Raw genomic sequence first — 13812 nt, forward strand, 5'->3', positions numbered from 1 at the left:
CGTCTTGGTGAAAGACAGTCAACCACAAGTAGGGTACTCAAGAACAGAATTGTAGTGACAGTTGATCTCTCTGAGGCTGACCATGCGATACTGGATCATCTCATAGCAGGACGTTGCACGGTCGGATACCTCTCTGACGAGATCGATTACTCTCGCCAACACATCCATAACCGCTTGAACGTTCTCCAGGCAGCGGAGTACGTTCGGAAGATCCACGATCCGACGGGACTCTACGAACTCCAGTCTGACCCTCGATAACCATCACACTACCATCCAATCAGATTCGAAAACCTCCCACCAACTTCATACGCTGGCCGGGAGAATGTCCATATATGAGCGACGAGATCCGGTCACGCCAGCCGTTCGAGCAGTTCGTATTGCTCGCCGTCGCGGAGTCGACCACCGACGGGCAGGAACCGGTCCAGTCACATCAGGTGACAGAGACGATCAAGACCCGACTGGACACCGTCGCGCACGATTCGTTCGGTGGTGTCGAACGCCAGAAGGTCGTTTCCGCGCTGGGATCGCTCGCCAAGGCAGACATTCTCTCGACCGAGCGGACCACCTCCGCGACAGGGAAGGGACGACCGGCGTACGCCGTCGCCGTCGACGTGGAGACGGTCGTCGACGCACTGGCCGACGCCGACGAAGTCGGTCCCTATGCCGAGCGACTGCAGGCCACTGTCTAGACGGCTCTTCCACTCGCGGTGTCGCTCTCAGTCGACAGGCCGAAGTAGCCCGCTGAGGAGACCGACACCTTCCAGTCGCGGTGTCGCTCTCAGTCGACAGGCCGAAGTAGCCCGCTGAGGAGACCGACACCTTCCAGTCGCGGTGTCGCTCTCAGTCGACAGGCCGAAGTAGCCCACTGAGGAGACCGACACCGCTCATCGCCACGGCGCCGAGCAAAAACGAATTCGACCAGCCGATGGCAGCGATTAGCGCGCTCGCAGCGACACCGCCGCCGATGCCGCCCCAGACTTTCGCCGTATAGAGGAGTGCGTAGTTCTGCGAGGAACGGGCCTGTCCGTAGTAGTCGCCGACGAGCGCCGGCGTGACCGAGAAGACCGGGCTGCGAAAGAAGGCCGCCGCGCCGAGCAAGCCGACGAACAGCCAGCCGTGGCCGGCCTCGCCGGCCCAGACCGCTGCGGCGATGGCGATGCCACAGACGGTCACCGTCGCCGCGATGGTTCGCTCTCGGCCGAGGCGATCCGAGAGACCGCCGATGGTGACGATGCCGGCGCTGTCAGAGAGGGCAACAGCGGAGGCGGCGACCGTCGCGACCGCTGCGGGCAAGCCGTACTGGTCAGCGAAGGCGACGGCCTTGCCGATCAACATCAGTCCGACGCCGTTGACGACGACCAACATCGCGTACAACACCCAGAATTGCCACGTTCGCAGCGTCTCGCGCCAGGTGTGACTCGACGTGGGTGCGTGTGAAGTCCCCGACTCGTCCACACCGGTTTGATCGGGGTCTCGCAGGACTGCTGCGGCGACGAGTGCGACGACGCCCGTGACGGCCGCCGTCGTCAGCATCGTCCCCGTGAAGTCACTGCTCAGCCCTTCCCGAACGGCGGGGATGAAGAGGACACTGACGCCGCCAAACGCCATCGTGACGGCTCCGGTCGCGAGACCCCGGTAGTCGGTGAACCACTTCACCGGCGTGTTGACTGCGACGGTGTAGACCGCCCCGACGCCGATGCCACCGACGGCGTAGGCCAGATACACCTGCCAGATCGTACTGGCGAGTGCGGTGCCGGCGTAGCCGCCAGTCAGCAACACCGCGCCGACGGCCATCGGGAGCCGGGGTCCGTACCGGTCCCGGAACCATCCCGCAGGGAACTGCGAGAGCGTCTGGGCGACGACGTAGAGCGTGAAGACGGTGCCGAGGCTGGCCTCGCTCGCGAGGAGGCGCGCGCCGAGTTCGGGGCGAATCGACGACCAGACGAACTGGTACGTGCCGGCGACCCCGAGCGCACCGGCACCGGCGACGACGTAGAGCCACCGGAGCGACGGAAGACGGTCGCGCATCGGAACGGAATCGCTTCTTGGGCTACTTGAGACTGCCGGGTGTGACTTCGTGAAGCGACCTGCCACTCCGAGGTGGCGAGATCGATCGTACATATACGGCCGGCAGTGCGAGCGGTCCCGTCCGTGCGGTAGTCACGACCAGCCATGGTACTGTCTTGATCAGAGAACGAAATGTACTTGGATATAGCCAAGTGAGCGGACGTATGCGCGAATTCGAGTTCACGGTTCACTACGAACCGGGTACCGACGACCTGATGGATCTCTTTATCGAGACACCCGCGCTCGCCGCTCGCTCGCAGGCCTGTTTCGCCAACGCCGCGTCGATGTGGCGTATCGACCGGATCGCCGGTCCCGCCGACACACTCGACCGACTCGACGACCTCTATCTGGACGAATCTGTCTGTAACGAGTGTCTGGACATGCACCGCTGTGATTCGACGCGGGAGTACCATCTCCTCGAATCGAGCGCCAAGGAGCGGCTGATCTACACCCGCCGTGAGGAGATCGACCGCTGTCACTCGATCCCGTATCTGGCCGTCGATCACGTCGGTGATGGGATCTTGCTCGACGCCGAGCGTTCGGGCGCGGAGTACGTCTGGCGAGTCCTGATGCCCGAAGCATCGCCAGTGGGTGAACTGTTCGATGCGATCGACCGCAATCTCCGTGATGGCCTGTCACTGGAGCTGGATCACGTCTCTGCGGTCCGAGGCTGGGGATCGCCTGCGGCGACCGGGGTCGATCTCTCCGTCGAAGAGCGAACCACCCTGACGACGGCGGTCGCTGCCGGGTACTACAACACACCCCGCGAGACGACCGTCAACGAACTGGCCGACCAGCTTGGGGTCCCACGGTCGACCGCGCAGTACCGGCTCCAGCGGGCCGAACAGAAAGTGATAGAACGGGTCGCAAAACAGCAGCTTTAGACGATGGAGACGTTGCTCGTCTCCTGTTCGAGTGCCGGCGGTTCGCCGGCTTCGAGACGCTCCAGTCGGTCCATGATCGTGTGGACCACGTCACCCTTGGTGCAGGGTGCGACGTGCTTGAGTTCGCCCTCACCGTACTCGGCCAGTCCCATGACAGGGAGGACCATCGCGGACACGTCGTCGGTGAGCTCGGATTCGATCTCGGTCGTCTGATAGAACGATTCGAGCGAAACGTTGTTCGAGAGCGCCCACTGCTTGAACTCGGCGACACGATTGAGGATGTATCTGCCTTCCTCTGTGTGAGCGCCAGCGGACTCGCGGGACACCTGTTTGCCCCAGACGATGACGGAGAAGCCGTCGATGTCGTCGTTCTGGTCGAGGCGTTCGAGTCGCTCGATCACCGCTTCCTGTCGCTCGTGGGCACCGTCGGGCATGAGAGAACGGACGTAAAGCTCGATGTGGGGGGTGGGGGTATCGGACATGGTTCAGTTGACCTATCTGTCAGCACACGCGCACCCCACTAATACTTTGTGTCGGGTTGCTACTGTGGTCGACGTTCACATACGAAACGCCTGATACTTCGGTTGTGAGGCCCCATACCACGGCCAGATGGTTCAAGATGTTCGAGGAATATCCCTCGTTACTTTCCAGCCATAATCGCAAATGTAACTATTATTATAGTGTGCTACTTGGTCACGAGGGTCGAGTCGCCGGCCGCTTGCCCGGAGCGTGATTCGTCCAGTGTTTCGAGTCGATCCGCGACAGTAGTGATCGAACTCTGGCCGGTGTGGGGTGACACGTGGACGAGTTCGTTGTCGGCGTACTCGGCAAGTACCATCGTCGGTAGGACCAGCACGGCGTGTGTCTCGTCGGTGATCGCACTGGTCGTCTCCCGTGTCGAAAACAGCGGTTCCAGCGACCGGTCGTTCTCGTTCGCCCACGACCGGAACGCGTCGACCCGCTCCAGAATGGTCCGTCCTTCGTCTGTGTGGGCGGCCGTCGTCGTGAGACCGATCTGGCCTCCCCAGACTGAGATGGACACGTCGTCGATGTACTCACGCTCGTCGAGTCGGTGCAGTGCCTCTATCACTGCCGACTGTGGTCCCCGGCCCTCGTCCGGTGACAGTGATCTGACGTACAGTTCCACCCGTGTTCCTGTGTCCGACTGCGATTGACTCTCTCCCATCGAGTGACAGGTACAGCGACACGGACTAATAATTTGCTCTGAGATCTATATATCTAGATAGCTATCTATCGTTGTCTGTCGAGGCGGGCGAGCGATTCGTGGGCTCCGACGACCATCGCGGGCACGACGACCATGAAGATGTGTTCCTCGATCGGGATGCCCAGTAGTTCGACGCCCGTCCGCATCGGAATCGAGAAGACGCCAACTTCGAGCGTGTACCAGTCCCAGACGTACGCGAAGGGGTACAGGACGACGATCGTTCGTGCGGCCGTGCGGACGGCGTCGGCGTACCACAGCAGCGCAAGCGCGATCGTGCCCCACACGATCTCGGTCGCGAGGTACGTGTACGGTCCGAGGACCGTTATATCTGGAACCACACTCTGTGTACGGATTCAGCGACAAAGAAATCACGGGACGACGTGTGGGTGAGCCGTTCTCAGTCGCTGGGATCAGAACCAAGTTTGATAACCTTTCACATTCAAGAGTCAACGTGGGAAGTACGATGAATATAGCTGATATTGCCACGAGTGATTTTGTTGAACTTGACGCCGATGTTCGTCTCGGCAAAGTGCGTTCGATCTTCGAGCGCGAGAACCCCAAGGGGATCGTGATCACCGAAGACGGTGCCTACGCTGGCGTGATTACGCAGAAACAGTTGGTCCAGTCCCACGTCGAGGACAACGCCAAAGCGGGTGCGATGATGCGGTCGGCCCCGAAAGTCGAGCGCCACGACGACGTTCGAGAAGTCGCCCGCGTCCTCGTCGAAGGCGGTGCCAAGATCGCCCCGGTGTTCGAAGGCGAGTCCCTGTGGGGTGTCGTCACTGGCGACGCCATCCTCGAAGCGGTCCTCGAGAACCTCGATGCCCTCGCTGTCGAGCAGATCTACACCCCCGACGTAGTGACGATCACGGAAGACACGCACGTCGGGCAGGCCATCAACCTCCTGCGCAAACACGGTATCTCCCGGCTCCCCGTGCTCGACGAGAGCGGCGACCTCTCCGGGATGGTCACGACCCACGACATCGTCGACGTGGTCGTCCGTGACATGAACAAGGCGACGCGGGGCGACCGTTCCGGCGAGACTGACCGAGTCCTCGACCTGCCGTCCTACGACATCATGAACAGTCCCGTCGCGACGACTTCGCTGGACGACTCCGTCCGCGACGCCGTCGAGCGGATGCTCGAAAACGACTTTGCGGGGCTGGTCGTGACGCCCGACGACGACGACTCGCTGGTCGCCGGGATCGTCACCAAGACGGACGTGCTCCGGGCGCTGACCTTCACCGAGGAGGACCACATGGACGTCCAGATCACCAACATCAAGCTGCTCGATACGATCTCCCGGGCCGACATCCGCGCCGAAATCGAGGATGTCGCGAGCAAGTACCAGGACATGCAGGTCCAGCACGCTCACGTCCGCTTCCACGAACACAAAGAGAAGCTCCGTGGCACCCCTCTGATCCAGTGTCAGATCCGCCTGCGGACCAACAAGGGACAGGCCGCCGGCTCCGGTGAAGGCTACGGCTCCGACACCGCGTTCAACGTCGCCCTCGACAAGCTCCAGCGCAACGTGCTGGAGATGAAAGGCGTCCGGGCCGACGAGGAGTACCGCGGCCAGTTGCTGCGGAAGCTGGGCGAGCTGTAAGCACCCGCATTCCGTTTTTCGTCTTCGCGGCTGTCTTCGGCGAGCGACGCGAGGGTGTTTCACCGGCTCGAAATCGCGGCGCGTAGCGCCGCGTATGACTCGTGAGCAGATGGTGTGCAGAGCGCACCCGACGCCGAAACGGGTGGGCCGGCAGCTGTTGGGGGAAGCTGGGCGAGCTGTCGGATCGGTGCTCTGCCTGCCGTGTTTTCGGTGTCCGTCGGGCTGGGCGCGCGGGGGTCACGGACGGTCTTCGGGGATCGCTTGCAGATCGACGACCGCTTTCGTCTCGTTCGTGCCGACGAGGACGTTCGACCGGTCGCCAGCGCCGTCCTCGCGGGCCGCGACCAGTGCCCGGACACTCGCCTTGAGTTCGTCCAGCCGGTCGGCCAGCCCCAGCGTCGACAGGACTGCCCGGTCGAGTGCGTCGCGTTCGGCTTCGGTGCGGTCGAGTCGCGTCGACGGATCGGTGACGCCGTCGCCCAGCGTCGCCTCTCGTTCCAGCAGGTCCGCCAGCGCGGCGACGATGCGGTCCCGTTCGTCGGCCGAAAGGGCGTTCGGGTCCGGGATCGGGAGTCCACCGGCCTCGTACTTGACTAACTGGAGACGCGCCATCCCCTGTCCGCCGGCGTGACGGCCCTCGATCTCACGGGCGAGCCACGTCAGTCGAGAGTTCAAGATCCCACACAGCACCGCCTCGTCGACGCCATCGTCCGGGGTGACGCCGTGAAACTGGCGGTCGGTGACGCCCTCGGCGACGTTCCAGACGGTGCGGTGGGAGCGCCAGGCAAAGAGCGGGACGGCGAGGGACGGGCGGTGGCGGTCGATGTCGTCGACGGCGAACCACACGTCACGCTGCTGGCACCGTCTGGAAGCGGTGTGGTAGCCTTCCGTCTCGCCCCACTCGACGTAGTCGAGGACCCGGTCGTAGCCGTGTGCAGCGAGCCACCCCTTCGCGTGCTCGACCGGCGTGTCGCCGAACCGCTCGTCGGCCGCTCGTGCCCGCTCGACGAGCCCCGACACGTCGAAGACACCCCACTCCGGATCGTCGCCACCGCAGTCGAACCGGATCGAATCGATCTGACCGCTCGCCTTCAACAGCGGCGAGCAGTGAGCGTCGAGATCCAGATCGTCGATGGTCGACCAGCGACGGTAGAAGAAGTCGTTCGCACCTGATTCCAGTCCCGTCCGCAGGTCGGCACGGTCCCGTAGCTCGACGGTCTCGGCCGCCCGGAGATCGAAGTACAGCGGCGGTGCCATGAAGAAGCTGTTCCACTTCGAGACGGTCGACAGCCGACGCTGTGGGACCGCGACGCGGCGATACTCGTCGGTGACCGCGAGCGTGTTTGCCTCGGCGTTGCGCTCGACGAGCGCCGTGATCGCGTCGACGGACATCGGGGCCCTGACATCGAGGAACGTCGTGACGGTCGCCGCTCGGCTGTCCGGGTCCCGTTCACGCTGGAGCACGATGGCCGTCGTGCCGACCAGTGCATCCTCGAACGCCTGCTGTCTGAAGGAGATCACCGCCTCGATCCGGTAGTTCGCCAGCAGAAACCGCTGGAGATCGGTGCCGTACTGCGTATCGAGCCAGCGGTCGCTGACGAGGAATCCGAGTCGGCCACCCTCACGGAGGAACGCGGTCGCGTGGGTCAGAAAGTAGCCATAGAGGTCCATCTTCCGGGTCAGCCACTCGGCGTCGACGGCCGAGAGGTGTGCTCTGATCTCGTCTTTGTACGCCAGATCGATGCTCCGACCGCGAACGTAGGGCGGATTGCCGACGACGGCGTCGAACCCCTCCTCGGGCGGTGCCCGGTCGAAGAAGTCGCCGACCGACGTGTCGACGGCGGCGGGATCGGTCGACGCTCGACGGGCGAGTGCGAGCGCTGACAGTCGCGTGGGATAGGGGCTCACGTCGATGCCGGCCACCTGCTCGACGGTCGCGTCCGCCGTCGACTCCGCGGCCAGCGCCTGCTTGCGGTCGTACGCGGCGACGAGAAAACTGCCGGCTCCACAGGCCGGGTCCAGCACGGTGTCGTCGGCCGCCCGGACGGTCAGCCCCGAGAGGAGGTCACAGATCGCCGGTGGCGTGTAGAACTCCCCGTGCTCTGAGCGGCGAGCGTCCGGGCGCACGCGTTCGTAGAGGCGGCCGATTACGTCCGGGCCGGTCGCTGACAGGGCCGTCTCGTCGACGAGGCGTTCGAGTTCGGTCTCGATTGGGGCCAGCGGGATCGCCGTATCGATGTCGTCGTGTACGAGTAGCCGCGCCCCCTCGTCTGTGACGGTCTCGCTGATCGAGCGCCCGAGGGCGAACGAGCGTTTCACCCCGTCTGCGACGTTTGTGTCCGCAGACGGCGTCTGGCGGCGATTGACGAGGAGGCGAACGACGATCTGGTCGGCCATCTGCTCGACTACCTGATCGAGCGCCCGGTCGTCGTCCTCGATGCCGGTGACGCCAAGCGCACTCGCCCAGGCGTCGAGGTCGGCCCGAACGGTCTCGTCACCGGCCGCTCGCTCGGCGAGAGCGGTCGCCAGTGTCGTCGCGAGGCGCTCGTGGTGTTCGCTGAGTGTCGCCAGCGGGTCGTCGGTGTCCGCCTGTTCGGCCATCTGTCTCCGACGTGGATTTCCAGCACAGAAGGTGTTTCGCCGGGACGGGACCGTGTCCGTCGCGGCCCCCGGTGTTCGGTACGGACAGCTCGGTCACGCTTCGAGCGGTAGCTCGACGACGAACACGCTCCCGGCTGGCTCGTTGTCTTCGATCCAGATCCTGCCGTCGTATCGGCCGAGGAGCGTCTCGACGAGGTAGAGTCCCAGTCCCGTTCCCTCGCTGTCGATTCCTTTCTCGCCCTCTTCGAAGATCCGGTCTTTCTCTGTGTCGGGAATCCCCGGGCCGTTGTCCGCGATGCGGACCGTGACTCGCTCCGTCGTAGCCGTCGCTGAGACGGTCACCGACGGGATTTCCTTGTCGTTGTGCACGACCGCGTTGTTCAGGAGGTTGCGAAACACCGACGACAGCATGTCGTCGGCCCACACCTCGACATCGGGAATCTCCCCGTCTGTCGTAACGAGGGTGTGGTCGTGGCTCGACCGGGCGTCGTCGATCTGGTGTTCGAGGGTGTCCCGGAGCCGTATCGGTGCGTAATCGACCTCGGACTGCAGCAGTACGTCCGTGACGTCCCGGGCTGTCTTCATGATCTCGACGGCTTCCTCGCTCGCATCGAGGACTCGCTGGACGTACTCCGTGTGTTCCTCCCCGACTTCTTCTTTCAGGATGTCGGCGTAGGCCAAGACCCTGTGGAGGTCGTTGCGGATGTCGTGGCGGACCATCTGATTGAGCATTTCGAGGTTGTCTCGCTGTTGCTCTACCGTCCGTTCGTACTCCTTGCGCTCGGTCACGTCCTGTGCGACCACGACGAACTGCCGTCGCTCGCCGTCCTCACCCGCCAGCGGTGACACTGTCTGAGACCGGATCGATCGTTCGCCGTCGGCTTGCTCGTCGACGATTTCGCCTTCCCAGCGTTCGCCCAACTGGATCGTCTCCCAGATATCGTCGTGTGCGCCCGCGTTGAAGCGATCGAATGGCTCCCCGACGGCGTCCGCTTCGGTGACGCCAGTGAGCGTTTCGAACGCGGGGTTCGCGTACTCGATCGTGCCGTCCGCGTCCGCGATATAGACGGCGTGTCCCGACTGTTCGACGGCTTCACGGAACTGTTCGAGCCGTCGCTGCTGTCGTTGCTGAGTGGTCTCGTCGCGCAGGACGACGACCCAGCCGACGTGTCGCCCGCCACGGGACAGCGCCTCGACGAGGAGTCGCTGGTACGTCTTCGTGCCGTCGGTACCCGTGATCTCGACGAGTTCGCCGGCCGACGTCTCTGGATCGAAGTCACCGATCAGGTCGCGAATATCGTCTCGCAACTCGGCCCCCTGCTCGTCTAGGAGTTCGTGCCCACGGTCGTTGGCATGCAGGATGCGTCCGTGCTGATCGAGGACGAGAAGACTGTCAGGCGAGTATTTCATCGCAGTCGTGTGTGCGAGCGGCGGGAGATCGAACAGCCGGTAGCGACCGACGAGCACCCCGAATGCGATCGCCGACACGGCACTGGATGTCGGGACGAGATTGACACGCTCGCTGGTAAACGGTGGGACGCCGGCTTCGGTGAGGAGACTGAACAGGAGCGGCGTCACCACGGCGATCGTAATCAGTGCTGCCTGCGGGTAGTATGCAGGTCCGACTCGACGGGCCTCGGGTAAGAGGAGTGCGAGCGTCGCCACGACGAGACAGAGATTGTAGAGTACGAACAGGAGAAAGCCGGGTCCCGAACTCACACGCGCGATAACGATATCGTTCGAAACCACTTCGATGCTGGCGATGGTCAGTGCTGGCGGGCCGAGAAACAGGAGGCCGACGAACACGGTCGGGAGTGCGAAGACGCCGCCGATCAGCGCTGGTCGGAGCCAGTGTGTCCGGTCTGTGTGTGCAACCACGAAGAGGAAAGAGAGCGGTGGCAACGCCGCGATACCGATGTGGAGCAGCCGAAAGAACAGGAGTTTGCTCTCCAGATCCGTTCGCAAGAGCTTGAGTGCCGAGAATCCCGTCCACACGATCGCAGCGACCGTAACCGCAGCGAATAGCATGACGGTCGGGTCACGTTCTCCCTTTCTGATCTGTGCCACTGCGTACCCGCACAAAAAGAGTGCAACGACTAGCGAAAACAATGTCGGCGTGACGAGAACAGTGGTTTGCCAACTCACACGTCCTCTCTTCGTTGTACTAGAAATATAACTCTTCGTTGTGTTTTTCCGAATCCTGTCCGTGCTGTTGATTGTTTTTATTTGATATAATACATTCCCGATGCATCAACCACGGGACGCTCGTTTCACAGTACAGATGGGCCATCTCACATCGAGACGTGCGCTGGCTGTCGCCCGCTGTGCAGGCGCACGGCAATCTCTGCTGCGTGAACCCAGTAGAAGATCGCGCGTTCGAGCGCGCGTGTCACCGTCACCAGATACCCGTACAGTGTGGGGTCGTACGCGGTGACGAGTTCGAACAGTTCGTTCAGGTCGCGGTGGACGCTCTCTTCCTCACGCCTGAGGTCGGCGTAGCGGTCGAGGTCGGCGTCGAACAGCACGTCGGCGAGGCAGTCGTTGATTCGCTCGCCCGCCGCGAAGATGTCGTCGATCCGCTCCTCGACGACGCCGACGGTCGTCGTCGACTGGGTGTCGATGGCGTCGGCGACGAAGCAGGCCCGGTCGCCGACGATCTCGAAGTTCGTCGCGATCGTCGCCAGATCGGAGGCGACGCGGTTGCCGGGCCACTCCGTCGCCAGCGTGTACGATTTGAGTTCGTCGAAGACGGCTCTGTGGCGCTCGTTTGCCAGCCCCTCCAGTTGCTCCGGTGCTTCGGGTGGTTTCTCACCGTTGAACTGCCGCCGTGCACCCACGTACTGTTCACGGGTCACGTCATCGAGTGCGCCCAGTAAGTCGAGCAGTTCGTCACTTCGCTCGCCAGCGAGTCCCTCCGCACCCGAGTGGGCCAGCTGTGAGACCGAGTCGACGTTCTCGTGGAGTGCGTCCTCGTTGACGACGTATCCCTTCCTGACGACGCCCTCGTGTTTCAGTTCCCTGAGCAACTCCGAGAGATACTGCTCGGAGATACCGACTGCCTCGGCCAGTGCGGCCTTTGTCTCGGGCGTCTCCTGATCGATCGTCTCGACGAGCTGCACCTTCGTCGCGTCCCGGCCCTGATGGGTCGTGTCCTGGGGCCGAGACCACGTCTCGCGGGACATACTCGCGTGTGGCCGGGTGCACGGTATAGCTGTGTCCCACAGACTGTCTGGACGGCTATATACACTCACACTTCGGTAGTTCGGACGGCTATATACCACTCGTTACCGCCACATGTCTATCATATCAAATATAACGTCGGCCCACTCGGAATGCGTCTTCGTATGGAGACTCGCAAGGTTCAGCTCTCCGGGGGGACGACCTACACTGTCTCACTACCGAAATCGTGGGCACAGGAACACGGCATCGACGCGGGATCGGTGCTCTCGCTCCATCCCAACGGTGACGGGTCATTACTGGTCGAGACCACCGTCGACGGTGCGGCAAGCGACCGCGAAGCACGTGTCGACGTGTCGACCGAAACCGATCGTGCGATCTGTCAGCGCGTCCGTGCGATGCACGCCGTCGGCTTCGACTCGGTGACGCTCGTCGACCAGACCAGCCACGACCGGGACCGCCGCAGTGCGATCGAGGACACGGTCGTCGAGCTATCGGGATTCGAACTGCTCGAAAGCACCGACACGCGAATTCGGCTGACGAACCTCATCGACGCCGAGAACGTCGACGTACGGAAATCCGCGCTTCGCCTGCGACTCGTCACGCTGGCGATGCACCGCGACGCCGTCACAGCCGTCGCCGAGGGGGACGCGACGCTTGCCCGGCAGGTCATCGACCGCGACATCGAGGCCGACAAGCTGTTCGCGATGGTGACGCGACACTTCCGGCGCTCGCTGACCGATCTCGGCGAGATCGAGAAACTCGACATGGGACGGGCGACGCTGTTCGAGTACTATTATGCCTGCCGGCAGTTCGAGCGTATCGCCGACCACGCCGTCAAGATCGCCCGGTTCGTCCTCGACGACGAGGCCGCCCTGCCCGAGACCTTCCCGGCCTCCGTGACCGATCTCGGGGCCAGCGCCCGGCAGGTCATCGACGACGCGGCCGACGTGATCCTCGCCGACGCCGGCATCGAGGCCGCCTACAGCGCGCTGTCGGAACGCGACGGCCTCGCCGACCGACTCGACGAACTCGATCGCGAACTGTACCACCACGACGATCCGACGGAAGCCTACGTCGCGGGACTCGTACTCGACAGTATCAGGCGAACGGCAGAGTACGGTGCGAACGTCGCTGGCGTAGCGATCCAGCAGGTGTCGCGAGAACGGGTGTGAAATCTGACGGCACCGAGTGAGACGGCGCGGCCGAGACTATCCGAACTTGCCAGTGATGTAGTCCTCGACGCGCTGGCTCTCGGGGTTCTCGAAGATCTTGTCCGTGTCGTCGTACTCGACGAGTTCGCCGCCAGTCAGGAAGACGGCGGTCTGATCCGAGATGCGGGCGGCCTGCTGCATGTTGTGGGTGACGACGACGACCGTGTAGTCCTCGGCCAGCTCTTCGATCAGATCCTCGATCTTGGCGGTGGCGATCGGGTCCAGTGCGGAGGCGGGTTCGTCCATCAGCAAGACTTCGGGATCAGTCGCCAGTGCGCGAGCGATGCAGAGCCGCTGTTGCTGCCCGCCGGAGAGACCCAGTGCGTTGTCGTCGAGGCGGTCACTCACTTCGTCCCACAGCGCCGCCTGTTTCAGCGTCCGCTCGACCAGTTCGTCCTCCTCGTCGGTGTCGTCCCGGCCCAGCAGGCGCGCCAGCAGGCCCTTGTTGATGTCGCCGTGTTTTCGCGGGCCGTAGGAGATGTTGTCTCGAATGGATTTGGGGAAGGGGTTGGGGGCCTGGAACACCATCCCGACGCGCTTGCGAAGCTCGACGAGGTTCGTGCCGTCCTGATAAATCTCCTCCCCATCGAGTTCGACGGAACCGTCGATCCGTGCTGTCTTCACACGGTCGTTCATCCGGTTCAGACACCGCAGGAACGTCGACTTTCCACATCCAGAGGGGCCGATCAGCGCCGTGACGCTGTTCTCTGGAATATCCATGGAGACGCTCTTGAGCGCGTGGTCATCGCCGTAGTACACGTCGAGGTCATCGATAGACAACTTCGGCTGGCCCTGGAAGTCGTACTCGCGCCACTCGTCGCTGATCTCCTCCTCTGACTCGCCACTGGTTGTCCGCTGATCTGTCGATGCGTCCGATCCGGTCTGATCGATTTGTGCTTCACTCATAGTTGAGTTTCCTCCTGAAGTACAGTCTGCTGCCGACGCCGATGGCGTACAGCGCGATCACCACCAGCAAGAGTACGAGCGCGGTCCCCCAGCCGAACTCCTGGTTCGTGAAGATATCCTTGGGGAACACGC

Annotated in this window: 13 protein-coding genes; 5 read left to right on the forward strand and 8 right to left on the reverse strand. The window is 63.1% G+C overall.

All coding sequences use genetic code 11. The annotated features are described in order from the left end of the window. Positions 1–54 precede the first annotated feature (54 nt). Positions 55–258, forward strand: coding sequence for a MarR family transcriptional regulator (locus tag AC5FRW_RS16180; RefSeq protein WP_493569497.1), 204 nt, complete (start codon positions 55–57; stop codon positions 256–258). A 74-nt stretch (positions 259–332) separates the two neighbouring features. After that, positions 333–689, forward strand: a complete 357-nt coding sequence (locus AC5FRW_RS16185; RefSeq protein ID WP_493569498.1) for a hypothetical protein — start codon at positions 333–335, stop codon at positions 687–689. Between the two features lie 151 nt (positions 690–840). Here AC5FRW_RS16185 and AC5FRW_RS16190 read toward each other — a convergent pair whose 3' ends face one another. Next, positions 841–2028: an MFS transporter gene (locus AC5FRW_RS16190; protein WP_493569499.1), complete on the reverse strand. Its 1188-nt coding sequence runs from the start codon at positions 2026–2028 to the stop codon at positions 841–843. Positions 2029–2231: 203 nt separating this feature from the next. On the opposite strand from AC5FRW_RS16190, the gene AC5FRW_RS16195 reads away from it, so the two are divergent. Then, positions 2232–2951 carry a helix-turn-helix domain-containing protein gene (locus tag AC5FRW_RS16195; protein WP_493569500.1) on the forward strand — a complete coding sequence of 240 codons (720 nt, stop codon included), beginning with the start codon at positions 2232–2234 and terminating at the stop codon, positions 2949–2951. On the opposite strand, the gene AC5FRW_RS16200 is transcribed toward AC5FRW_RS16195, so the two are convergent. The 3 genes from AC5FRW_RS16200 to AC5FRW_RS16210 all read right to left on the reverse strand — a co-directional run bounded on the left by AC5FRW_RS16200 (position 2948) and on the right by AC5FRW_RS16210 (position 4514). After that, a complete protein-coding gene (locus tag AC5FRW_RS16200) occupies positions 2948–3433 on the reverse strand; it encodes an HTH domain-containing protein (RefSeq protein ID WP_493569501.1) in 486 nt (161 codons plus the stop codon). The genes AC5FRW_RS16195 and AC5FRW_RS16200 overlap by 4 nt on opposite strands. A 203-nt stretch (positions 3434–3636) precedes the next feature. Beyond that, on the reverse strand, positions 3637–4137 hold the full coding sequence (locus tag AC5FRW_RS16205) for an HTH domain-containing protein (protein ID WP_493569502.1): 501 nt from the start codon (positions 4135–4137) through the stop codon (positions 3637–3639). Between the two features lie 65 nt (positions 4138–4202). Beyond that, positions 4203–4514 carry a lycopene cyclase domain-containing protein gene (locus AC5FRW_RS16210; protein WP_493569503.1) on the reverse strand — a complete coding sequence of 104 codons (312 nt, stop codon included), beginning with the start codon at positions 4512–4514 and terminating at the stop codon, positions 4203–4205. 125 nt (positions 4515–4639) lie between these two features. Between AC5FRW_RS16210 and AC5FRW_RS16215 the strand changes: the two genes are divergently transcribed. Beyond that, complete coding sequence (locus AC5FRW_RS16215) at positions 4640–5782, forward strand: CBS domain-containing protein (protein ID WP_493569504.1); 1143 nt, start codon at positions 4640–4642, stop codon at positions 5780–5782. Positions 5783–6019: 237 nt separating this feature from the next. Here the strand turns inward: AC5FRW_RS16215 and AC5FRW_RS16220 are convergent, their stop codons facing one another. The 3 genes from AC5FRW_RS16220 to AC5FRW_RS16230 form a co-directional block, all read right to left on the reverse strand. Further along, positions 6020–8383, reverse strand: a complete 2364-nt coding sequence (locus tag AC5FRW_RS16220) for an N-6 DNA methylase (protein WP_493569505.1) — start codon at positions 8381–8383, stop codon at positions 6020–6022. A 93-nt stretch (positions 8384–8476) separates the two neighbouring features. Next, positions 8477–10528 carry a histidine kinase N-terminal 7TM domain-containing protein gene (locus tag AC5FRW_RS16225; RefSeq protein WP_493569506.1) on the reverse strand — a complete coding sequence of 684 codons (2052 nt, stop codon included), beginning with the start codon at positions 10526–10528 and terminating at the stop codon, positions 8477–8479. A 146-nt stretch (positions 10529–10674) separates the two neighbouring features. Then, positions 10675–11565 carry a helix-turn-helix domain-containing protein gene (locus tag AC5FRW_RS16230; RefSeq protein ID WP_493569507.1) on the reverse strand — a complete coding sequence of 297 codons (891 nt, stop codon included), beginning with the start codon at positions 11563–11565 and terminating at the stop codon, positions 10675–10677. A gap of 162 nt (positions 11566–11727) precedes the next feature. Between AC5FRW_RS16230 and AC5FRW_RS16235 the strand changes: the two genes are divergently transcribed. Beyond that, entirely contained in the window at positions 11728–12735 is a 1008-nt protein-coding gene (locus tag AC5FRW_RS16235; RefSeq protein WP_493569508.1) for a PhoU domain-containing protein, read from the forward strand. A 36-nt stretch (positions 12736–12771) separates the two neighbouring features. Here the strand turns inward: AC5FRW_RS16235 and pstB are convergent, their stop codons facing one another. Further along, positions 12772–13680, reverse strand: a complete 909-nt coding sequence (pstB, locus tag AC5FRW_RS16240; protein ID WP_493569509.1) for a phosphate ABC transporter ATP-binding protein PstB — start codon at positions 13678–13680, stop codon at positions 12772–12774. Positions 13681–13812 lie beyond the last annotated feature (132 nt).

The organism is Halomicrobium sp. HArcht3-1 (genome assembly GCF_058933345.1).

What these genes read in the sequence shown, in the direction of transcription:
- AC5FRW_RS16195 (WP_493569500.1), top strand. Translation starts at nt 2,232, where the DNA reads ATGCGCGAATTCGAGTTCACGGTTCACTACGAACCGGGTACCGACGAC.
- pstB (WP_493569509.1), bottom strand. Translation starts at nt 13,680, where the DNA reads ATGAGTGAAGCACAAATCGATCAGACCGGATCGGACGCATCGACAGAT.
- AC5FRW_RS16215 (WP_493569504.1), top strand. Translation starts at nt 4,640, where the DNA reads ATGAATATAGCTGATATTGCCACGAGTGATTTTGTTGAACTTGACGCC.
- AC5FRW_RS16220 (WP_493569505.1), bottom strand. Translation starts at nt 8,383, where the DNA reads ATGGCCGAACAGGCGGACACCGACGACCCGCTGGCGACACTCAGCGAA.
- AC5FRW_RS16185 (WP_493569498.1), top strand. Translation starts at nt 333, where the DNA reads ATGAGCGACGAGATCCGGTCACGCCAGCCGTTCGAGCAGTTCGTATTG.
- AC5FRW_RS16200 (WP_493569501.1), bottom strand. Translation starts at nt 3,433, where the DNA reads ATGTCCGATACCCCCACCCCCCACATCGAGCTTTACGTCCGTTCTCTC.
- AC5FRW_RS16205 (WP_493569502.1), bottom strand. Translation starts at nt 4,137, where the DNA reads ATGGGAGAGAGTCAATCGCAGTCGGACACAGGAACACGGGTGGAACTG.
- AC5FRW_RS16190 (WP_493569499.1), bottom strand. Translation starts at nt 2,028, where the DNA reads ATGCGCGACCGTCTTCCGTCGCTCCGGTGGCTCTACGTCGTCGCCGGT.
- AC5FRW_RS16235 (WP_493569508.1), top strand. Translation starts at nt 11,728, where the DNA reads ATGGAGACTCGCAAGGTTCAGCTCTCCGGGGGGACGACCTACACTGTC.
- AC5FRW_RS16230 (WP_493569507.1), bottom strand. Translation starts at nt 11,565, where the DNA reads ATGTCCCGCGAGACGTGGTCTCGGCCCCAGGACACGACCCATCAGGGC.